Annotated in this window: 16 protein-coding genes, 2 tRNA genes and 1 pseudogene; 10 read left to right on the forward strand and 9 right to left on the reverse strand. The window is 70.3% G+C overall.

Features of this window, described 5'->3' with window-relative positions:
- The 6 genes from rsgA (at position 1) to EP757_RS06625 (ending at position 5,517) form a co-directional block, all read left to right on the forward strand.
- A complete protein-coding gene (gene rsgA, locus EP757_RS06600) occupies positions 1 to 1,068 on the forward strand; it encodes a ribosome small subunit-dependent GTPase A (RefSeq protein WP_127554116.1) in 1,068 nt (355 codons plus the stop codon).
- Positions 1,069 to 1,100: 32 nt separating this feature from the next.
- Positions 1,101 to 1,901 (forward strand): histidinol-phosphatase, encoded by an 801-nt coding sequence (hisN, locus tag EP757_RS06605; protein WP_127543307.1) that lies wholly within the window; start codon positions 1,101 to 1,103, stop codon positions 1,899 to 1,901.
- A gap of 104 nt (positions 1,902 to 2,005) precedes the next feature.
- Positions 2,006 to 2,731, forward strand: a complete 726-nt coding sequence (locus EP757_RS06610) for an ATP-binding protein (RefSeq protein WP_232050396.1) — start codon at positions 2,006 to 2,008, stop codon at positions 2,729 to 2,731.
- Between the two features lie 29 nt (positions 2,732 to 2,760).
- Positions 2,761 to 3,321, forward strand: coding sequence for a DUF5709 domain-containing protein (locus EP757_RS06615; RefSeq protein WP_127543309.1), 561 nt, complete (start codon positions 2,761 to 2,763; stop codon positions 3,319 to 3,321).
- A gap of 118 nt (positions 3,322 to 3,439) precedes the next feature.
- Complete coding sequence (locus EP757_RS06620; protein ID WP_127543310.1) at positions 3,440 to 4,162, forward strand: carbohydrate-binding protein; 723 nt, start codon at positions 3,440 to 3,442, stop codon at positions 4,160 to 4,162.
- Between the two features lie 107 nt (positions 4,163 to 4,269).
- A complete protein-coding gene (locus EP757_RS06625; protein WP_127543311.1) occupies positions 4,270 to 5,517 on the forward strand; it encodes a glycoside hydrolase family 16 protein in 1,248 nt (415 codons plus the stop codon).
- Here EP757_RS06625 and EP757_RS44585 read toward each other — a convergent pair.
- Together EP757_RS44585 and EP757_RS06635 are read right to left on the reverse strand one after the other, a co-directional pair.
- Entirely contained in the window at positions 5,514 to 6,755 is a 1,242-nt protein-coding gene (locus tag EP757_RS44585; protein WP_127543312.1) for a chitosanase, read from the reverse strand. The genes EP757_RS06625 and EP757_RS44585 overlap by 4 nt on opposite strands.
- Before the next feature lie 25 nt (positions 6,756 to 6,780).
- Entirely contained in the window at positions 6,781 to 7,038 is a 258-nt protein-coding gene (locus EP757_RS06635) for a hypothetical protein (RefSeq protein ID WP_232050397.1), read from the reverse strand.
- Positions 7,039 to 7,101: 63 nt separating this feature from the next.
- Here EP757_RS06635 and malQ point away from each other — a divergent pair, with 63 nt between their 5' ends.
- A complete protein-coding gene (gene malQ, locus EP757_RS06640; RefSeq protein WP_127543313.1) occupies positions 7,102 to 9,165 on the forward strand; it encodes a 4-alpha-glucanotransferase in 2,064 nt (687 codons plus the stop codon).
- Here the strand turns inward: malQ and EP757_RS06645 are convergent.
- The 3 genes from EP757_RS06645 to EP757_RS06655 all read right to left on the reverse strand — a co-directional run bounded on the left by EP757_RS06645 (position 9,162) and on the right by EP757_RS06655 (position 12,437).
- Positions 9,162 to 9,533, reverse strand: a complete 372-nt coding sequence (locus tag EP757_RS06645) for a hypothetical protein (RefSeq protein ID WP_127543314.1) — start codon at positions 9,531 to 9,533, stop codon at positions 9,162 to 9,164. The two genes, malQ and EP757_RS06645, sit on opposite strands and share 4 nt — an antisense overlap.
- An 82-nt stretch (positions 9,534 to 9,615) precedes the next feature.
- Positions 9,616 to 10,884, reverse strand: a complete 1,269-nt coding sequence (locus EP757_RS06650; RefSeq protein WP_127543315.1) for a DUF1501 domain-containing protein — start codon at positions 10,882 to 10,884, stop codon at positions 9,616 to 9,618.
- Between the two features lie 5 nt (positions 10,885 to 10,889).
- On the reverse strand, positions 10,890 to 12,437 hold the full coding sequence (locus tag EP757_RS06655) for a DUF1800 domain-containing protein (protein ID WP_127543316.1): 1,548 nt from the start codon (positions 12,435 to 12,437) through the stop codon (positions 10,890 to 10,892).
- 82 nt (positions 12,438 to 12,519) lie between these two features.
- Here EP757_RS06655 and EP757_RS06660 point away from each other — a divergent pair, with 82 nt between their 5' ends.
- Both EP757_RS06660 and EP757_RS06665 read left to right on the forward strand, forming a co-directional pair.
- Positions 12,520 to 13,371, forward strand: a complete 852-nt coding sequence (locus tag EP757_RS06660) for a spermidine synthase (RefSeq protein WP_127543317.1) — start codon at positions 12,520 to 12,522, stop codon at positions 13,369 to 13,371.
- A gap of 161 nt (positions 13,372 to 13,532) precedes the next feature.
- Positions 13,533 to 14,477 (forward strand): translation initiation factor 2, encoded by a 945-nt coding sequence (locus tag EP757_RS06665; RefSeq protein ID WP_127543318.1) that lies wholly within the window; start codon positions 13,533 to 13,535, stop codon positions 14,475 to 14,477.
- Between the two features lie 360 nt (positions 14,478 to 14,837).
- Here the strand turns inward: EP757_RS06665 and EP757_RS06670 are convergent.
- Positions 14,838 to 15,821, reverse strand: a pseudogene (locus EP757_RS06670) (TerC family protein); the annotation flags it as partial.
- Between the two features lie 9 nt (positions 15,822 to 15,830).
- Entirely contained in the window at positions 15,831 to 16,592 is a 762-nt protein-coding gene (locus EP757_RS06675; protein ID WP_127543320.1) for a pentapeptide repeat-containing protein, read from the reverse strand.
- Positions 16,593 to 16,658: 66 nt separating this feature from the next.
- On the opposite strand from EP757_RS06675, the gene EP757_RS06680 reads away from it, so the two are divergent.
- Positions 16,659 to 16,732 (forward strand) — tRNA-Met (locus EP757_RS06680).
- A gap of 324 nt (positions 16,733 to 17,056) precedes the next feature.
- Here the strand turns inward: EP757_RS06680 and EP757_RS06685 are convergent.
- A tRNA-Met gene (locus EP757_RS06685) sits at positions 17,057 to 17,130 on the reverse strand.
- A gap of 68 nt (positions 17,131 to 17,198) precedes the next feature.
- Entirely contained in the window at positions 17,199 to 20,177 is a 2,979-nt protein-coding gene (locus EP757_RS06690) for a UPF0182 family protein (RefSeq protein WP_174262349.1), read from the reverse strand.
- Positions 20,178 to 20,240: the final 63 nt, after the last annotated feature.

Consider the following 20,240-nt stretch of genomic DNA (forward strand, 5'->3'; position numbering starts at 1 on the left):
CTGCCAGCGCGGAAGCGGGAGTACGACGAGGACGACGTCCGGGTCCGGCCGGGGCGTTCGTCGCGCCCGCGCACCCGGACGCGGCCGAAACACGACGACGCGGTGGACGCGCTGGTGATCACCGTCGACCGCGGGCGGTACGGGTGCGTCCGTGAGGGCGCCGGCGATCTCGACGTGATCACCGCGATGCGCGCCCGCGAGCTGGGCCGCAAGTCGGTGGTGGTGGGCGACCGGGTGTCGCTGGTCGGCGACGTGTCCGGTGCGCCCGGCGCGCTGGCCCGGATCGTGCGGATCAGCGAGCGGACGTCGGTGCTGCGCCGCACCGCCGACGACGACGACACGACGCCCGAGGGCCGGCTGGAGCGGGTCGTGGTGGCGAACGCCGACCAGCTGGTCATCGTGAGCGCGCTGAGCGACCCGCCGCCGCGGACCGGGTTCATCGACAGGTGCCTGGTCGCGGCGTACGACGCGGACATCGAGCCGCTGCTCTGCCTCACCAAGGCCGACCTGGCCGGTCCCGAGCAGGTGCTCGACTACTACGCCGAGCTGGATCTGCCCTACGTGCTGGTCAAGCCGGGCAGCGACCTCGACGAGCTGCGCGGCCGCCTGGCGAACCGGATCTCGGTGATGGTCGGCCACTCCGGGGTGGGCAAGTCGACGCTGGTCAACCGCCTGGTGCCGGACGCCCTGCGAGCGGTCGGGGCGGTGAGCGCGGTCGGCAAGGGCCGGCACACGTCGACCAGCGCGGTCGCCCTGCGGCTGCCGTCACTCGACAAGGGCAAGGCGAAGACCGATCCCGGCTGGATCGTGGACACCCCCGGCATCCGCAGCTTCGGCCTCGCGCACGTGAGCGCGGAGAGTCTGCTGCACGGCTTCCCCGACCTGGTCGAGGGCACTCTCGAGGACCAGCCGAACTGCGGGCACACCGCCGCCGACAGCGATTGCAAGCTGGACGCGTGGGTCGCCGAGGGCAGGGCCGACGAGCGGCGGCTGGCGTCGTACCGCAGGCTCCTGGCCTCGAGGGCAGGCGAGCTGGACGCGCGGAACGAAGAGGGATCCAGCGCCTAGATCGCGTGTCCGTCATGCACTAACTTTCTGGCATGGCTGGATATGCGGACGATCTCGCCCTTGCTCATCTGCTGGCCGACACCGCCGACGCCGTCTCGACGGCACGGTTCCGAGCACTCGATCTGCACGTCGAGGCCAAACCGGATCTCACGCCGGTCACCGACGCGGACACCGCGGTGGAGAAGGCGATCCGGTCCACGCTGGCCCGCGCCCGCCCACGGGACGGCGTGCTCGGCGAGGAGTTCGGCAGGTCGGTGGCGGCGGCCGGGCCGGGCAGCCGGTACTGGGTGATCGACCCGATCGACGGCACGAAGAACTTCGTCCGCGGCGTGCCGATCTGGGCCACGCTGATCGCGCTGATGGAGGGCGACACCCCGGTGGTGGGTCTCGTCTCCGCCCCGGCCCTGGGACGGCGCTGGTGGGCGGCGCGAGGACTGGGCGCGTTCGCCGGGAAGCACCAGCACGCGGCGACCCGGATCAGCGTCTCGTCGGTACGCCGGCTGACCGACGCCAGCTTCTGCTACGCCAGCCTCAACGGCTGGCAGGACAACGGGCGGCTCGACGCGCTGCTGGACATCCTGCTCGGCGTGTGGCGGAGCCGGGCGTACGGCGACTTCTACGGGTACATGCTGCTCGCCGAGGGTGCCCTGGACGCGATGGCCGAGCCGGAGCTCTCGCTCTGGGACATGGCAGCGCTGATCCCGATCATCACGGAGGCCGGCGGCAAGGTCACCGACCTGGACGGCCGCGTTCCCGCCGACAAGAGCTCGGTGGTCGGCACGAACGGCCTGCTGCACGAGAGCGTGCTGACCGCCCTGGCACGCCGCGGCTGAGAACGCATGAGACGTCCGGGGCGGGGTAACCAACAGGCTCCGGTGACGACCGATCCCCACGCCGAAATGCGAGGAGGGGACGCGTTATGCACAATGGAGCGATCATGCCGAGCGATGTTCGTCACCCGGTGGACCGTGACCAGGCCTATCCCCTGGTCCGGCTGACCGGGGTGCTCGACGACGACACCGTCGCGGCGGCCCGGTCCACCCTGCTCGACGAGTTGGCGAACCAGCCGGAGGCGATCGTCGTCGACGTGGCGGGCATCGAGGAGCCGAACCCCGGCGCGGTCGGCATGCTGCGCCAGGTCCTCGACGAGACCCGGGACTGGCCGGGCTCGCACCTGGCGCTCAGCGGGACCACCGACACGGCCGTCTGGCAGCCGAGCGGCTGGCCCATCTGGCCCGGCCCGCACGAGGCCTTCGCCGCTCTCGGCGCTGCCGACCAGCGGAATCACCGGCTGGCGAGCGACCTGGAGCCGGAGGTGGGCGCGGCCCGCCGATCCCGGGAGATGATCACCGAGGCGTGCGCGCGGTGGGATCAGCCGGATCTGACCGGCAACGCCTGCATCGTCGCCACCGAGTTGGTGAACAACGTCGTGGCGCACGCCCGGACGCCGATGCGGTTCCTGCTGGCGATGCACGGGGACACGATGAGCGTGGCGGTCCGGGACGGCTCCCCCGTGGTTCCGCGGTTCACCGGGCCGGTGGCGCCCACGTCGTACGGAGGCCGGGGCCTGCTCTTGATCGACACGGTCTCGTCCCGCTGGGGCCATCTCGCCCTGAGCGACGGCAAGGTGGTCTGGGCACAGCTCGGCCCTCACGACGAATGATCACTGGAATCCGTGGGTAGATTGCGGGCATGCGAGAGAACGACTACCCGGCCGAGGTCAGTGACCCGGAGGCCTCGGGACTACCGGACACCGCCGACGACGACTCCACCGCGTACGACGAGGTGGACAGCTCCCGGTGGGCCGACGGCGCTGATCCGGCCGCGCTGGCCGGCGTCGGCCCCGGCGGGTCGAACCGGTTCGGCGACACCGCGGAGGAGGCCCTGCGGGGTGAGGGCCTGGACCGGCGGCTGAGCCAGGAGGTGCCGGACGTCGGCGCCGAGCGCGAGCAGATCCAGCGGGACCGGGACCCGATCGACGAGACCGTCGACGACTCCGAGGAGCTGGCGTTCGACCGGGACGTCTGGGAGGACGGGCCGACCTCGGACCCGAAATCGCAGATCTCGCTCTACGACGACGGCCAGCTCGACGAGGACGACCCGGAGTCGGTCGGCCGCCTGGTCGCCCCGGACGAGGGTTCCGGCTGGGACGAGGAGGCGGACAGCGTCGCCTACGACGCGGGTGCGGCCGGTGGCGGCGCCAGCGCCGAGGAGCTGGCCATGCACGAGACTCGTGCTCCCGACTACAACTGATCGTCCTAACGGCTACGAAGCCGTAAGAGGGCATTAAAGATTTGGCTCCAACCCTTGCTGAAAGCGCTCCCAAGCGCGCACAGTGCACCGTCGAGTGATCAAGGGGTGGGAGTCTTCGATGAGGTGCGCGCGTCTGCTGCGGTCGCTCACGGCGGCCGCAGTGTTCGTTTCCGGGCTCGCCCTGGCGGCTCCCGCCAGGGCGGACGCGACGGTGACGCGCATCGTCTTCAACGACGCCTTCACCGGCGATCGCGGGACCGCGCCGGACGTCGCCAAGTGGTCGCCGACCCCTGAGGCGTGGCTCGACGGTGAGGGCGCTCTGGCACTCGACGATCCGATGCGCACCGCCAAGACCTTCACCCAGAAGTCCGGGCACGCCGAGGCGAAGATCAAATTACGTCGTACGTCGGGAGCCTGGCGTGCGCTGGGCGTCCTCGACGAGCGGGGGCAGATCCCGGCCGGTCAGGTCGAGGTGCTCGCCGACGACGGCGTGGGCGACGACGAGTTCCACACCTACGCGATCGACTGGACGCCGTCGACGATGGTCTGGTCGGTCGACGGCGTGAAGGTCATCAGGTTCACCAGGGCGGCGAGCGGCTCCCCGTTCTTCCTGGCCCTGAACCTCAACTCGAGTGGCCGGCGGGCGCCCACCATGCTGGTCGACGCGGTGCGCGTCACCATCGAGGTCCCGGTGGACAGCACGCCGTGGAAGAAGTTCACCACGTACAAGGCCGGTCAGTACGTCTCGTACAAGGGCAGCACCTACCGGGTCCGGGAGCGGCACACCTCGCTCCCGGGCTGGCAGCCGAGCCTGGTGCCCGCCTTGTTCGGCAAAATCTGAGTTTCCTGTTATCCGGTGGTTCCGGAACCCGTCTCCATTGACCCACGACAGTCAATCTCTAAAGACTGTTTGGAGTAACGGTTTTCCCTCTCCCCCGGAGGATCCCCATGCGCAAGCTACGGATGCTGCTCAGCGCGGCCGTGGTCGCGACAACCCTGGCCGGCGCGCTGACGCTGGCCTCACACGGCGACACCGCCGAGGCGGCGATCGGCCCGGTCACCTGGTCCGACGAGTTCAACGGCGCGGCCGGCGCGCCGGTGGACGGCTCGAAGTGGAACTTCGACATCGGCGGTGGCGGCTTCGGCAACAACGAGCTGCAGTACTACACGAACTCCACCGGCAACGTCCGGCAGGACGGCGCCGGCCACCTCGCGATCACCGCGCGCAAGGAGAACCCGTCGAACTTCCAGTGCTGGTACGGCACCTGCCAGTACACGTCCGGCCGGATCCTGACGTCCGGCAAGTTCACCCAGAGGTACGGCCGGTTCGAGGCGAGCATCAAGATCCCCAAGGGCCAGGGCATCTGGCCGGCGTTCTGGATGCTCGGTGACAACCTCGGCAGCGTCGGCTGGCCGCAGTCCGGCGAGATCGACATCATGGAGAACGTCGGCAAGGAGCCGAACAAGGTCTACGGCACCGTCCACGGGCCCGGGTACTCCGGCGGCAGCGCGATCAGCGGCAGCCGTACGCTCGGCGCCCCGCTCGGCGACGCGTACCACTCGTACGCGGTGGAATGGTCGCCGAACCTGATCGTCTGGTACCTCGACGGCGTCGAGTACCACCGGGTCACCCCGGCCACGCTCGGCGGCCGCGCGTGGGTCTTCGACCACCCGTTCTATCTGATCCTGAACGTGGCGGTCGGCGGCAACTGGCCGGGCAGCCCGGACGCGAGCACGTCGTTCCCGCAGACCATGCTCGTCGACTACGTCCGCGCCTCGGCGTGGAACGAGGGCACCACACCGCCCCCGGCCACCGGCTCGGCCCTGAAGAGCAACTTCAACGGCCGCTGCATCGACATCCCGAACGGCAACAGCGCCGACGGGACCCGCCTGCAGATGTGGGACTGCAACGGCACCTCCGCGCAGCGCTGGACGTTCAACACGGACGGCACCCTGCGCGCCCTGGGCAAGTGCATGGACCCGGCCGGCGGCGCGCTCGCCAACGGCACCCCGATCCAGCTGGTCACCTGCAACGGCAACCCGGTGCAGCGGTTCACCCTGTCGGCCGCTGGCGACCTGGTCAACGTCTCGGCGAACCGGTGCGTCGACATCGCCGAGTGGAACAACACGAACGGGGCCCGGCTGCAGCTCTGGGACTGCGGCGGCACGGCCAACCAGAAGTGGACGAAGGCCTAGGAGCTGTAGGCGTCGCCGTAGACCTTCCAGCTCAGCGGCGTGGTGAGGTCGAGGTTGCCGGCGCGCAGGAACACCCGCTGGGCGGTCTCCACCCGGCTGGTGTCGCTGTGCGCCGCCTCGGTGCGCATCTCGGCCGCCCGGGCGTTCAGGAACGCCGTGAGGTAGGCGATCTCGTCGCCACCCTGGCCCGGGGTCCGGGCGGCTCGCGCCGCCCGGCCCCGGATCTCCCGCAGGCCGTCCGGGCCGTGCATCACGGCGGCGTCGTAGTAGGCGAACTGGCCCAGCGCCCGCAGCCCGTCGGACTTGGCGAGCCGGACGGCCGGATCGAAGTAGATCCGGTCCCGGGCCTCCTCCTGGACCTTGCGGAAGACCGGGTCGGCGGCGGCCGCCCGCCACGCCGCGGCGAAGCTCGTGCCGAGCCCGGCGTGCGAGTCGGTGCCGTCCACCCTCCGCAGCGCCGGCAGGTAGCGGGCCAGGCCGTTCGACGGCTTGCGGCGGGTGTAGGCGGCGACCACGCCGAGCATGTCGGAGGTGCCTGAGGTGAAACCGACCAGCCCGCCGGTCCAGCCGCGGCCGTCGCCGATGTCCTCGATGTAGCCGTACGACGAGCGCCAGTCGAGCGTCGAGTTCTCCGCGCTGGCGACCAGCTCCAGGGCGGTCTCCTTCTTCGGCGCGGCGGTGAGGTCGGCGGCCGCTGCCGGAACCGCGGCGGAGGGCACGCGCCCGCTCTCGGCGACCGGTCCCGACGGGCCCGGCCCGTACGCCCGCATCTCCCACAGCGAATAGCCACCCGACGCGACCGACCGCCGGGTGGCGAGCAGGCGCAGGTAGCGCCCGGAACCGTGCAGCCCGCGCACGTCGTCGGCGCCGCCGTTGGAGCTCTCGGTACGGAACAGGTCGGTCCACACCGAACCGTTCTGCGAGATCTGCAGGCGGTACGCCTTCGCGTAGACCTTCGCCCAGGTGAGATGCACCCGGTGGACCTCCTGCGCGGCGCCCAGGTCGATCTGCACCCATTGGGTGCCCGGGCCGGTCGCGCTCATCCACCGGGTCCGCCCGTCACCGTCGGCCACCGCCCGGCCGGTCCAGGCCACCGAGGCGGCGGACGAGGACACGGCGGGCCGGCCCTGGGAGATCAGCACATCGGCGCCGCCCACGGCCGCCAGCCCGACGGCCGGCGGCACGAGAAGCACCGCGCCGATCCCCGCAGCCAGCAACGAACCGCCCTGAGAACGCATAGATTCAACGCTAGGGCGGGACGGGTCAGCGACGCCTGCGGTTCCGCGAAATCAACACTATCGCCAATATGACCCCGCCCACGACGAACAGACAGCAGAGCAGCCCGAAGCCGAAGAACCCGAAACCGCCTCGTGACCTGCGGCGCGCCGCCTCCACCGCCAGGTCCGCCACGCCGTTGCTCGCCGCCCACGCGTGCGCCGGGACGACGAGGGCGAGCACCGCACCGGTGACGGCGGCAGCCACACGCGACCACCACTTCGCCAGCTTCATTGGATATGCCATGTACTCAATGCTGACTCATGAGCGCAACGGGTAATGGGGCGGTACCGACGGAAGGAAGACGCGATGGACGCGGATCTGGTGGCGCTGGCCGAGGCGTACGGAGTGGCCACGTGGTACGAGGACTGGCGGCGCAAGCGAACCGAGGTCTCCGAGGAGTCGGTGATCGGGGTGCTCGGCCTGCTCGGGGTCGACCGCTCCTCGGCGGCGCGGCCGACAGCCGATCCGGATCGCCTGCCGGGGACCATCGTGCTGCGCGCCGGCGAGCCGGTCCCGGACGGCGAGATCACACTGGAGGACGGCACCGCCTTCGCCGGAACGGACCTTCCGCTCGGCTGGCACCGGCTGCGCCGCGGCGATCGGGAGGCCACCCTCGTCGTGGTGCCGGTCCAGCTGCCCGAGCCACCCGAGACCTGGGGCTGGATGGTGCAGCTCTACACCCTGCACTCGGCGGACTCCTGGGGGATGGGCGATCTCGGCGACCTGAGGACGTTCGTGGCCGGTGCGTCCGGGGCCGGGCTGGTGCTGCTCAACCCGCTGCACGCGATCACGCCGACGCATCCGGTGCCGGCGTCGCCGTACTCGCCGTCGAGCCGGCGCTTCGCCAACCCGCTCTATCTGCGGATCTCGGACGTCGGCGCGTACCGGCGGGCGGACGACGCCCTGCGGGCCCGGGTGGACGCGCTGAAGCCGGAGCCACCCGCCGACGGCCTGATCGACTACGACGCCGTCTGGACCGCGAAACTGGCCGCGCTGGAACTGCTCTGGCCGCTCGCCGGCGAGGTCGACCTGGACCGTGACCCCGGCCTCACCGACTTCGCCCGGTTCTGCGCGCTCGCCGAGGAGCACGGCCCGGACTGGCGGAAGTGGCCGGAGCAGTTGCGGCGGCCGGACGCGCCGGCGGTCCTCGCGTACTCCTCGGACCGGATCGCCTTCCACGCCTGGGTGCAGCACCTGGTCGAGGAGCAGCTGATCGCGGCCCGGGAGGCGGCCTCCGGGATGCCGGTGGGCATCGTGCACGACCTCGCCGTCGGCATCGACCCGGGCGGCGCGGACGGCTGGCTGCTGCAGGACGTGCTGGCGCCGGGTGTCCGGGCGGGCGCTCCACCGGACGCGTTCAACCAGCTCGGCCAGGACTGGGGACTGGCGGCCTGGCGGCCGGACCGGCTGGTGGAGACCGGGTACGCCGCCTACCGGGACATGCTGCGGCGGATCTTCCGGCACGCCGGCGGCCTGCGCGTCGACCACGTGGCCGGGCTGTGGCGGCTCTGGTGGGTGCCGCCGGGCCTGGGCGCGGCCGAGGGGACGTACGTGCACTACGACCCGGAGGCGATGCTCGGCATCCTGGCGCTCGAAGCGCATCGGGCCGGCGCCGTGGTGATCGGCGAGGACCTCGGGACGGTGCTGCCTGAGGTGACCGAGGGCCTGGAACGCACGAACATGCTCGGTTCCGCAGTGCTCTGGTTCACCCGCGACGACGACGGCGACTACCTTCCGGCCGCCGGTTACCCGCGCAACGCCCTGGCCAGCATCTCCACCCATGATCTCCCGACCGCCGCCGGCTTCCTGGCGGGAGAGCAGGTGACGGTACGCGCGGAGCTGGGCCAGCTGGCGGGTCCCGTCGAACAGGAACGCGCGAACTGGCGGAAGGACCGGGCCGAACTGCTCGCCCTGTTGCGGGCCGAAGGGCTGCTCGACGAGGGAGCGACCGCCGAGCAGACGGTCCTGGCGATGCATCGGTTCCTGGCCCGTACCCCGTGCCGGTTCGTCACCGCCTCACTGCACGACGTCCTGCTGGAGAGCCGTCAGCCGAACCTGCCCGGAACCTTCGACGAGTACCCGAACTGGCGGATCCCGCTCACCCCGGACCTCGCCGAGGTGATCCGGCATCCGCTCTTCCGGGAGGTCGCCGGGATTCTGGGTAAGAGAGGGAGCATGGGGTTCCTGGACAAGGCCAAGGAATTGGTCGACAAGCACGAGGACAAGGTCGACGCCGCGCTCGACAAGATCGGTGACGAGGTGGACCGGCGGACCGGCCACAAGCACACCTCCAAGATCGACCGCGGCGTCGAGGAGATCAAGAAGCGGACCGGCCCGAAGCCGGGGCCGACGCCTCCACCCGCCGTCTAGACGGCCAGTGGCGCCGGCGGCGGGTCGTCGTCCACCGCGTACAGCATCGGGTGCAGCGGGAGGAAGGTGTCCGGCTGCCGGCATCGGGCCGGTGGCAGCAGCGACGAGCCGTGCTGCGGGTGCTCCCGGCAGTGCCGGTGCGCCCGGTTCAGCGCGTCCTCGTGGTGCCGCCCGCCGCCGTACTCCCCGCACCCGGTGCAGTCCCAGCGCCAGAACGGTGCGCCCTCGTCGGAGGTGTGCCGGCGGATCCGCAGCGGCGGGCCGGCGCGATGCTTCGCGGCGGCCAGGATTCCGGGCATCTCGCGGACCGGCGGCGGTCCTAGTGGCCGCCGCTGGCTCATGATCTCGGCAAGCACGTTGCTCGACACCGTCACCTCCGTGTTCGTGGTGTGCGTTTCAGTGTGAAGCGCACCCCCTGAGCCGGATGGCGGTTTTGCCCTTTTTCCCTGCTTATCGGCTTGTTGTCAGGCCCAGCGACGACGCCGTCACGCCCGGGAAGACCGCGGACAGGTCGGCGGCCCCGCACCGGGTCCGCAGGATCTCGCCGATGACGGCCCGGTAATCGGTGGTCACCGCGAGGTCGCCGTCGCGCAGGTCCGCGGCGGTCAGGCCGGGCCACCGCCCGTACACCCGGCCGCCCCGCACACCGCCGCCGAGCACGAACATGGCGTTGCCGTACCCGTGGTCCAGCCCACCCGAGCCGTTCTGGACGACCCGGCGGCCGAACTCGCTGACCGTGATGACGGTGACCCGGCGCAGGCCGTCCGGCCCCAGGTCGGCAGCGAACGCCGCGAGCGCCGTGGCGAACGCCTTCAACTGGTCGTACATCCGCCGGCCCGGCGCCGCGACGCCGAGGTTCTCGTGCATGTCCCAGTCGCCGGAGTCGACCGTCGCGCTCATCAGCCCCGCCCCCGACTTGATCAGCCGGGCCACGTCGCGCAGCGCACGGCCGAGCTCGGTGTCCGGGTAGGCCGCGCCGTTCGCCGGCTGGTACCCGGCCTCGCGCAGCCGCGCTCCCCGGGCCAGCGCGCCGGTCAGCTGGGCGGCGGTCTGCGCGAGCGCGGCCGGAGCGCCGTCGTAGAGCTTGCTCATCGTCGCGGCGATCGGCCGGTCCGCCTGGTCACCGGTGAGCTTCAGCCCGTCGACCGAGGTGAGCCCGAGATACGGCGCCGGGCCGGCCAGCACCCGGGCCGGCATGGCGGTGCCCATCGCGATCGCCTGGAAGGGGTCCGTCCCGCCCAGCGTCCCGAGCATCCGGTTGAGCCAGCCGGTCCGGATCGAGGTGCCCGGCGCGGCCCGCTCCAGCTCCTCCATGGCGGAGAAGTGCGAGCGGTTCGGCGCCGGCTGGCCGACGGCCTGCACCGCCGCGAGCGTGCCGCCGGTCCAGTACGGCAGCAGCGGAGCCAAGGCGGGGTGCAGTCCGAAGAACGCGTCCCCGCCGATGAGCTGCGCCTTCGGCACGGCGATGCCGGGACGGGCGGCGTAGTACGCGGCGTCGCCGTGCGGCACGACCGCCGACAGCCCGTCGAAGCCGCCCCGCAGCGAGAGCAGCACGACCACGTCACCCGCGTAGGAGGGGTCGGCCGCGAACGCCAGCCCGGTGTCCAGCTGCGACCCGGCCAGCCCGGCGAACGCGCCCGCCGCGCCGGTGGCGAGCAGCCGCCTGCGGGAGACGGTCGCCTGGCGCTGGTCGTCGCATTCGCAGGTCAGCGTCGTCATGGTCCTCATCTCAGCGCGAACGTCGGGGAGTTGAGCAGCATCCCCATCAGGTACGGGAACATCCAGCCGGCCGCGGGGTCGTTCGCCTTCAGCGGCGAGGCCGGAGTCCTGCCATAGAACTCGGCCAGCGCTGCCACGTGCTTAGCCGGTGGCGCGACGCCGAGCAGCCGCACGGCCAGCTGAGTGATCAACGCTCCGTACGTGGCGGGCAGCGTGCCGAGCATCCCGGTCGCCAGATTCGCCGGGCGCACCAGCGTGTCCGGCCACCAGCCGGCCGCGATCGACAGGTGGAGATTCCAGCGCACCAGCAGGCCGGACGGGGACGACCAGGCGCTCGCCACGTCCGGGTACCCGTTCGGCGGGCCCCAGTTGAACGGGGCGTTGCCGGCGTCCCGGGCCATCCAGTAGAGGCTCTCCAGGAACTTCGTGCCGGACGTGGCCGGGCCGTAGCCGAGGGTTCGCACCGTCGCCGCGAGGTCCTCGTACGGAGTCCTGGTCTTCGCTCCGATCGACGCCGCGAACTGTGCCGACGTGAAAAGCGCCCGCAGCACCGGGACGATCGCCGACCTGTTGTCCAGGTACACCTTGACCAGCGCGGTGATCAGGTCGGCCGGCGGCTCGTCGGCGACGAACCGGACACAGAGCTTCGTGACGATCCGGCGGGCGGTGACCGGGTGCAGCGCGAGGTAGTCGAGCAGCGCCAGGGCCGCCGACTCACCGCCGGCCGCCGTCGCGTTGGCGTGCTGGAAGGCGAGCACCCGGACGGCGCCGGTGGCGTGGCCGGCCGCGTCGTAGCGGTACGCGCCGGTGGCGTTGTCCACGGTGAGGCCGGTGAGCAGCCGGGCGGCGTCCTTCACGTCGGATTCGGCGTACGCCAGGCCCACGGTGTGCAATTCGAGCAGCTCACGGCCGTAGTTCTCGTTCGGCGCGACCTTCGTGGAGAACCGGTTGTCGAGGAAGGTGAGCATCGCCGGGTGCCGGGCCGACGCCTTGAGCATGTCCGCGAAGGTGCCGAGCGCGTGCTTGCGGATCACCGTGCGGTCGTAGTCGATCCGGCTGTCCCAGACGTCGCCGTGCGGGCTGCTGACGTGCAGGTGGTTGCTCCAGAAGTCGGCCATCACCTCGAACAGCTGGCGCTCGCTCCAGATGGCCCGGGCGACGGCGGCGAACCCGAACTGCCACATCGGGTCCCAGCTGTACTGCTTCAGCTTGCCGCCGGAGACCTGACCGCGGATCTCGGTGATGCCGAGACCGGCCAGCGGCAGCCGGGCGACCACGCCGTCGGCGACGGTGTCCGGGATCGAGGCGGGTGCGAGCTGCCGCTCCAGCCAGGCCTTCGTACCCAGCCTGCGGATCTCCGCAATCGAGGCGGGACTCGGCCCGAACGTGGCCCGGCGCAGCAGATGGAGGGCCTGGTCGTCGGGGAGGAGCCCGGCGGTGACGGCGGCCGGGGCGGCCACGGCCGGCGTACCGGGAATCGCCATCGCCACACCGGCGGCCGCGGCCGTGCCGAGGACGGCGCGCCGGGTCAACGTCTGCTCGAATGCGCTCACGGACCAAGCAGTCGGATCTTTACCGAGTGATCGTTGGGTTCCCCGCGCCGCGCTACCTGATTGCTCCGGACATACTTGCCCGATGGCACAGCGCAAGGCGTCCCGGCGACGCGTGGAAACCGTCGCGTCCGGGATCGCCGAACTGGTGCCCGACCCCGATCGGGACACCGCCTGGACGCTGATGCTGGACGGTGCGCCGCAGTCCCACGTCGACCTCGCCGACCCGTCCTACCTGCAGTTCGAGTACGTACGCCGGATGGCCTCGGCGATCGACCTGGTGGCCCCGGCGGGCAAGCCGGTGCGCGCCCTGCACCTCGGCGGCGGCGCGCTGACCCTGCCGCGCTACATCGCCACCACCCGCCCCGGCTCCGCGCAGCGGGTCGTCGAGATCGACGGGCCGCTGGTCGAACTGGTCCGCGAGGCACTGCCGTTGCCGGCCAACGGCAACATCCGGGTTCGGGTCGCCGACGCCCGGGCCGCGGTGGAGGGCATGCGCGACGCCGGGTACGACCTGGTGGTCCTCGACGTCTTCGCGGGCGCCCGCACCCCGGCCCACCTCAACTCCACCGAGTTCGCCCAGCAGGTGGCCCGGGTCCTCGACCCGGCCGGCTGGCTGATCGCGAACGTGGCCGACGGCCCGCCGCTGAAGTACGCCCGCAGCCAGGTCGCCACGATCCGCGCGGCGCTGCCCGAGGCCTGCCTCATCGCCGACGCCGGTGTGCTGCGCGGCCGGCGGTTCGGCAACCTGGTGGTGCTCGCGGGCCGGACACCGCCACCGGTCGCCGAACTCACCCGGCGGGCCGCCGGCGACTGGTTCCCCGGCCGGGTGGAGACCGATCTCGATCGCTTCACCGGGGGCGTGCAGCCGGTGCCGGACGCCACCGCGACACCCTCGCCGCCTCCACCGGCCGGCCTTTTCGGTAACCGAAAGTGATGACCGGATCGGCCGTAGGTGCACCCCTGATCACCGCACTGCGTCGATTTCGAAAGATCCGATGTGATTCGCGCCCGGTGACTGGCGACACTGGTCGCGACAGGCTGTAATCGGTGCGGCCGGACGATGGCGGATGCCGGCGACCACGGGGAAGGCGCACGATGTTCCACCAGCACTTCCTGTCCGCTCCCGGTACGGATCTGGGACCGCTGGACAGCGGGGAGCGCGTGCTCTGGCAGGGCCACTGCGCCGTCGCCGAGTACGCGTTCGACGAGGCGTCCTCGCTACCGCGATGGACGCTGCCCGAACAGACCGACGTCCTCGTGACCGACCGGCGCGTCCGCTACACCAACGCGGGTGATTCGACGCTGAGTAGCGGCGAGTTGTTCTGGCTGTGGCCGCAGCACCTGCGTGTGCAGCCGGGCAACCGGGAGACCGGGCGCAACGCCACCATCACCCAGATCCAGCTGGTCTGCAACGGACCCGGCGGCAGCTTCCCCGCGCTCGTCTTCGCCGGTGGCGCGCTCTCCACCGTCGGCGACGCCGACCGGCTCGCCAACGTGATGCGGCAGGCGATCGCCCGGTTCCGGGTGGAGAACGCCAACGAGATCGGGGTGCCGGCCCCGCAGGCCCGGATGCTGTCCCGGCTCGTGATCGGGCCGGAGTTCAGCAACTATCAGGGTGGCGAGGGCCAGACCGTGACGCTGCTCGGGTCGGTGCAGGTGCCCGAGCCCGCCTTCAGTGAGCCCGCCTTCAGGGACTCAGCCTTTGATGGTCCGAATATGTCCGATTTTGCCGACGAGCCCATCGACGCGGAGGTCTTCGAGGACGCTCCCGTCTCGGCTGCGCCGGTGTCGGCCACCCCGGTCTCGGCCGGTTTCGCCGCCGACCGGCCCGGCCTCGCCGCCGACGCCATCCGCGCCGAGCAGGCCTTCCGCGCCGAGCAGGACAGCCGGTACGCCGAACCCGACCTCGCCTCCCGCGCCGCCAGCCTCGCGGCCCGGATCGCCGGCCTGGTCTCGGCCACCGACGACGACCGCCCCGGCCAGGTCACGAACCTGTCGGCCTACCTGAACGCCGACGTCGACCCCGGAACAGCCCGCTAGCCGCCGGCCGGGCGCCACTCAGGCCTCGGACGCCCGGGTCGCCGGCGACGCTCAGGCTCGGACGCCCCGGGTCGCCGGCGACGCTCAGGCCTCGGATGCCCGGGTTGCCGGCGACGCTCAGGCCTCGGATGCCCGGGTCGCTGAAGGGGCGAAGCAGCTTCCCTCGGCGACCCGTTCGGCGTGCAGCTGGTGTGCCCGGCGCAGCAGCGTCATGAGCTCCTCCTCCTGGCGGACCCGGTCCCGGTGGCGCTCGGGCAGGCCGCGCAGGTTCGCCTCCTCCTCCAGGAGCCGGTGGTAGATCTCGTCGCAGTAGGCCGGGTCGGTCTCGATGTCGAGGAACTCGGTGGCATGCCGGCGGGCGGCCGCCACATATGTCCGGGCGCGCCCCTTCGGGCTCAGCAGCGACGCCACCACGGTGATCATCAGGACGCCGATGATGATCCCCAGCGAGAGCAACGTCGGGATCTCGGCGACGTGGATCGGCTCGCCGTCGTTGATGAACGGGACGTTGTTCTCGTGCAGCGCGTGCAGGACCAGCTTCACGCCGATCAGGGCGAGGATCGCAGCCAGCCCGTACGACAGATAGACCAGCCGGTCCAGCAACCCGTCGATCAGGAAGTAGAGCTGGCGCAGACCGAGGAGCGAGAACGCCGTCGCCGTGAAGACCAGGTAGACGTTCTGCGTCAGTCCGAAGATGGCCGGGATCGAGTCCAGGGCGAACAGGATGTCGGTGCCACCGATCGCCACCATCACCAGCAGCATCGGGGTGAGCACCCGCTTGCCGTCCTGGTAGGTGAAGAGCTTGTCCCCGTCGTACTCGTCGGAGGTGTGCAGGAAGCGGCGCGCCAGCCGGATCACGATGTTGTCCGGCGCCTCGTCCTCGTCACCCTTCTTGCGCAGCAGGTTTCCCGCCGTGAACAGCAGGATCAGCCCGAAGATGTAGAAGATCCAGGCGAACTGGTTGATCAGCGCGGCGCCGACCAGGATGAACCCGGTCCGGGCCAGCAGCGACACCACGATCCCGAAGAGCAGCACCTTCTGCTGGTCCGCGCGCGGGACCTTGAAGCTGCTCATCAGCAGCAGGAACACGAAGAGGTTGTCGACCGAGAGCGCCTCCTCGGTGACGTAGCCCGCGAAGTATTCGGCGCCCATCGTGGAGCCGCCGAAGATCCAGACTCCGACGCCGAACAGGATCGCGATCGACACGTAGATCGAGGTCCAGAGCGCCGCCTCGCGCAGCCGGGGCACGTGCGCCTTGCGGACGTGGAAGAAGAAGTCGAAGAGCAACAAGCCGATGATGAAGAGAACCGTCAGCACCCACACCGCGCCGGAGACCTGTTGCATGTGGTCATCTTAGGGCTGATCGGCGCTCGTCACTGCGGCGCGACGCTGCGACGGGGTGAGGAACAGCACGCCGGTGAGGTCCGCGCCGCGGAGATCAGTCCCCCGGAGGTCAGCGCCGGTGAAGTCGGCCCGGCGCAGGTCCGCGTCCCGCAGGTCCGCACCGATCAGCAGGGCGCCCCGGAAGCTCGCACCGCGCAGGTCGGCCCCGCGCATCCGCCGGCCGATCAGCTGAGCGCCGCTGTGGTCCGGCCGCTTGCCGCCGGCGCCTGCCCGGGCCAGCTCGCTCGCCCGGCGCAGCAGCGGGTTCACCCGGCCACGGTGCGCGTCGACGTCCAGCGACCGCAGCGCCGCCACAGGACCCGCCGCCAGCTGATCGGTTTCGGTCAGAGCGGCTGACAGCTTCGGGTGCAGACGCCGTGCCTCGTCCAGTTTCAGCGCCTCGGTGAGGTACCACATCAGCTCGTGCAGCTGCCGCACGATCGGCAGCGCCGCGAACATCTCCCCCGCGATCGCCGGCTCCGACCGCCAATCCCGCCCGCCGAACGTCTCCTGCGTGATCCGCTGCCCCGCCCCGAAGCAGTCGAACACCACACACCCCGGAAAACCACGCTGCGGCAACTCCTCATGAATGCCGCAGCGGAAGTCGTCCCGCAGGTTCTTACAGGGCTGCCCGGCAGGCTTGTTCACCGCGAAATCCGACGACTTGGCAAAGGCCGGCGCCACACAACAGAGAGCGGCACAGCGGGAGCAGTCAGCAGCCAGAAGATTCACTGGATTGATGTTACGAGACCCCGATTAGGCGCTCCCGCCACCACCAGGTAAGGTTGTTCTTACCGACGCGGGGTGGAGCAGCTCGGTAGCTCGCTGGGCTCATAACCCAGAGGTCGCAGGTTCAAATCCTGTCCCCGCTACGAGTGAATTAGGGACCGTGTGTTCGCCTGAAGCGCGAACCACGGTCCCTCTTCGCATTTCTGCCTGGGGGCCGAGCCCCCAGACCCCCACGGTGTCTTTCGGTCACCCTCGGCGCGTGGTCGCGGCAGGCGAACTGAAAGCGATTACCGGCGTCGGCGTTCTGGACCGAGCGCTTTCCGCGTACAGGGGCAAAGAAGTGACCGCGACTGAATCCCTCACCGCAACCATCGCAACGTGGGGGTCTGGGGGCTCGGCCCCCAGATAGAAATGCGAAAAGGGACCGAGGTGCGGAGTAATCCGCACACACGGTCCCAATTCCCTTGTAGCGGGGACAGGATTTGAACCTGCGACCTCTGGGTTATGAGCCCAGCGAGCTACCGAGCTGCTCCACCCCGCGTCGGCTTCATAAGACTAGCGCACCGCCTCCGGGGGGTGCAAAACGGCCCCCGGAGGCGGTGGTCACAGCTAGCTTCCGGCGCTGGCCGTCGGCGCCACGGCGGGCGCTGACGTGGCCGGGGTGTCGCCCTCGGCCGCCTGCAGCTGCTGGAAACGGTTGATCGCGTCGTCGAGGGCTTTGAGGGCCTCGCCCTGCTTCACGAAGTCACCGGACCGCTGGGCGGCCTTGAGGTCTTCGATGGCACGGTCGACGTCCGCTGCGGCCTGGGCGAGGTTGCCGGTGACCGCGGGTGGCGTGGTGGCGCCCGGCGTCGGTGTCGCCGGTGTGCCGGTGCCGGGGTTCTGGGACGGTGTCTCGGTGGTCGGCACACCCGATGTCCTGCCGAGTTCGGCGAGTGCCTCCAGTCCCTTGGTGAGGTTGTCCTCGAGGACGACGTAGGTGCCGCCGTCGCCGTAGGACATCAGGACCTTCTGCAGCAGCGGCGCGGCGTTCGCCTGGCTGTTGCTGCGCACGTAGACCGGTTCGACGTAGAGGATGTCCTTGTCGAGTGGCAGGGAGATCAGGTTGCCGTAGAGGACCGTCGCCTGCCCCTGTCTGCTCAGCAGCGCGAGGTCGGAGGCGACGTTCGCGTTGTTGACCATCCGCTGGTGCACCTGGACCGGACCGGAGACGACGGTGTCGTCGGGTAGTTCCAGGATCTCCAGCTTGGGCTGGCCGTCGACGTAGGAGCCGGAGATGAGCGCCGCCATGTTCTCCCGGTTCGCGGGGGTGACGCCGGCGGTGAGCTGGAATCTCGTCTCGTCCTGCTCCGGCAGCTTCACGTTCAGGTAGAACGGGGGCTGCTTCACGCCGGTCTGCGGCGCGTCCGGCGCGTTCGGGACCTCCCAGAAGTCGTTCCCCGAGAAGAACGTCTGCGGGTCGGTCACGTGGAACTTGGTCAGCAGGTTGCGCTGGACCTTGAACATGTCGGCCGGGTAGCGGAAGTGCGAGGACAGGTCGGCCGGGATCTGCTCCTTCGGGACGACGAGGTCGCCGCCGAACGCCTTGTTCCACGCCTTGAGGACCGGGTCCGTGTCGTCGAACTCGTAGAGCTTGACGTCGCCGTCGTACGCGTCGACGACCGCCTTCACCGAGTTGCGCATGTAGTTGACGTCGTCGCGGGCGAGAGCGAAGGAGCCCTGCCCGGTCAGCTCGTCACGCGTCTCGGTAGCCAGGTTGATCTTCTGCGCGTACGGGTAGGTCTGCGCCGTCGTGTAGCCGTCCAGAATCCAGACGATCTTTCCGCCGACGACGGCGGGGTACGGATCGCCGTCGATCGTGAGGAACGGCGCGACCTTCTCGACGCGCTCCCGCGGGTTGCGGATGTACATCAGCCGCGACTTCGAGTTCACCGCGTCGGAGAGCAGGAAGTTGCTCTCGGTGTTCTTGATCGCGAAGACCGCCCGCTTGAAGAACGAGCCGATCGGCACGCCGCCGGTGCCCTCGTAGGTGTAGAGCTCGGAGGCGTCGCTGTTCTGCTCCTGCGGACGGTCGAACTCGACGTTCTTGTCAGCGCTCTCCTGGCCGACGATGACGTACTCGCTGGACTGCTCGCCGTAGTAGATCCGCGGCTGCTCCGCCTTGATCTCGTCGGTGGTCGAGGCGCAGTTGCCCTGCGCGGTGCTGCCGAGGAAGCCGGAGACGAAGTACGGCAGGCCGGTGCCGCAGACCTGGTTCGCCGGCGCCGCCACGAGACCGTAGCCGTGCGTGTAGACGGTGTGCCGGTTCAGCCAGTTCCGCTGCTGGGCGGTGAGCTTCTCGTCGTTGATCTCCCGGGCGCCGACCACGTAGTCCTGGGTCTTGCCGTCGATCGTGTAGCGGTCGACGTCGAGCTTCTCGCCGAAGTCGTAGAAGCCCCGGGACTGCTGCGACTGCGTGAACGCCTGCGAGACCAGCTGCGGGTCGATGAGCCGGACGTTCTGCGCGCTGGAGTTCTGGGCCAGGTCGGCCGGCGGGCTGCCGCTGGCCGCGCTGTACTGCGAGACCTCGGTGGCGGTCAGGCCGAACGCGTCCCGGGTCGCCTCGATCGACCGTTTGATGTACGGCGCTTCCTTGTCCGAGAGGCTCGGCTTCACCTGGAAGTTCTGCACGGCCAGCGGGTAGATGCCGCCGATCGCGACCGCCGAGATGGCGAGCAGGGCCAGCGAGACGCCCGGCCACACCAGGTTCCGCATCACCGCGTTGGAGAAGACGATGATCGCGATCGCCACCACCACGGAGATGTAGGCGAGGATCTCCTTGGCCGGGAGCAGCGCGTTCACATCGGTGTAGCCGGCGCCGTACAGCCCCGGCGAGACGTGCTGCTCGAGCAGCAGCGCGCGGCGGTCGAGGATGTACGCGACGGCCTTGAGCAGCACGAAGACCGCGACCAGCGTGGTCAGGTGGGCGCGTGCCGCGGCGGTCATCCGGTCACCGACGCCCTGCAGGCGGACGCCACCGAAGATGTAGTGCACGGCGAGCGCCCCGAGCAGCGACAGCACCACCGCGGTGAAGCCGACGCCGAGCAGGTAACGCCAGAGCGGGTAGTCGAAGATGTAGAACCCTATGTCCACCTTGTGCTCGGGGTCGGTCACCCCGAACGAGCCGCCGTTGCGGAACAGCATCCAGTCGGCCCAGCGGCTCTGCGCCGAGAGACCGGCGAAGAAGCCGACGACCAGGCTGACCACGGTGACCCAGGTGCCGAGGCGCGGCGCCAGGATCATCCGGTAGCGCTCCAGGGTGGCCTGTTCCTGGGAGTGCGGGCGCAGCAGCGGCCGGAGCCGGTACGCCAGGTAGAGGTTGCCGCCGACCACGACGGCCATCGCCACACCGATGGCCAGGAACAGCAGCAGTCGGGTGACCAGGACTTCCGAGAAGACGTTGGTGAAGTCGACTTCGGAGAACCACAGGTAGTCGGTGTACGCGTCGACGCCCCACCCGAGCAGCGTGAAAAGAATGAAGACCCCGACCAGGACGCCGACGGTGACGCGACCGCGCCGGCTCATCCTCGGTAGAGGACTGTTACGCATGACCAACGTTGGCTCCACACTTCGTCTGGCCGGTGATTCACCTTAACGATGTCGCATCCAGCT

This window comes from Actinoplanes sp. OR16, assembly GCF_004001265.1.
In the GTDB taxonomy this organism is placed as follows: Bacteria; Actinomycetota; Actinomycetes; order Mycobacteriales; family Micromonosporaceae; genus Actinoplanes.

Bases quoted from the DNA above. Each gene is read 5' to 3' on its own strand.
- hisN (WP_127543307.1), top strand. From the start codon at position 1,101: ATGGCTGGATATGCGGACGATCTCGCCCTTGCTCATCTGCTGGCCGAC.
- EP757_RS06690 (WP_174262349.1), bottom strand. From the start codon at position 20,177: ATGCGTAACAGTCCTCTACCGAGGATGAGCCGGCGCGGTCGCGTCACC.
- EP757_RS06635 (WP_232050397.1), bottom strand. From the start codon at position 7,038: ATGGCATATCCAATGAAGCTGGCGAAGTGGTGGTCGCGTGTGGCTGCC.
- EP757_RS06650 (WP_127543315.1), bottom strand. From the start codon at position 10,884: ATGACGACGCTGACCTGCGAATGCGACGACCAGCGCCAGGCGACCGTC.
- EP757_RS06625 (WP_127543311.1), top strand. From the start codon at position 4,270: ATGCGCAAGCTACGGATGCTGCTCAGCGCGGCCGTGGTCGCGACAACC.
- EP757_RS06615 (WP_127543309.1), top strand. From the start codon at position 2,761: ATGCGAGAGAACGACTACCCGGCCGAGGTCAGTGACCCGGAGGCCTCG.
- malQ (WP_127543313.1), top strand. From the start codon at position 7,102: ATGGACGCGGATCTGGTGGCGCTGGCCGAGGCGTACGGAGTGGCCACG.
- EP757_RS06610 (WP_232050396.1), top strand. From the start codon at position 2,006: ATGCCGAGCGATGTTCGTCACCCGGTGGACCGTGACCAGGCCTATCCC.
- EP757_RS06660 (WP_127543317.1), top strand. From the start codon at position 12,520: ATGGCACAGCGCAAGGCGTCCCGGCGACGCGTGGAAACCGTCGCGTCC.
- EP757_RS06620 (WP_127543310.1), top strand. From the start codon at position 3,440: ATGAGGTGCGCGCGTCTGCTGCGGTCGCTCACGGCGGCCGCAGTGTTC.
- EP757_RS44585 (WP_127543312.1), bottom strand. From the start codon at position 6,755: ATGCGTTCTCAGGGCGGTTCGTTGCTGGCTGCGGGGATCGGCGCGGTG.
- EP757_RS06665 (WP_127543318.1), top strand. From the start codon at position 13,533: ATGTTCCACCAGCACTTCCTGTCCGCTCCCGGTACGGATCTGGGACCG.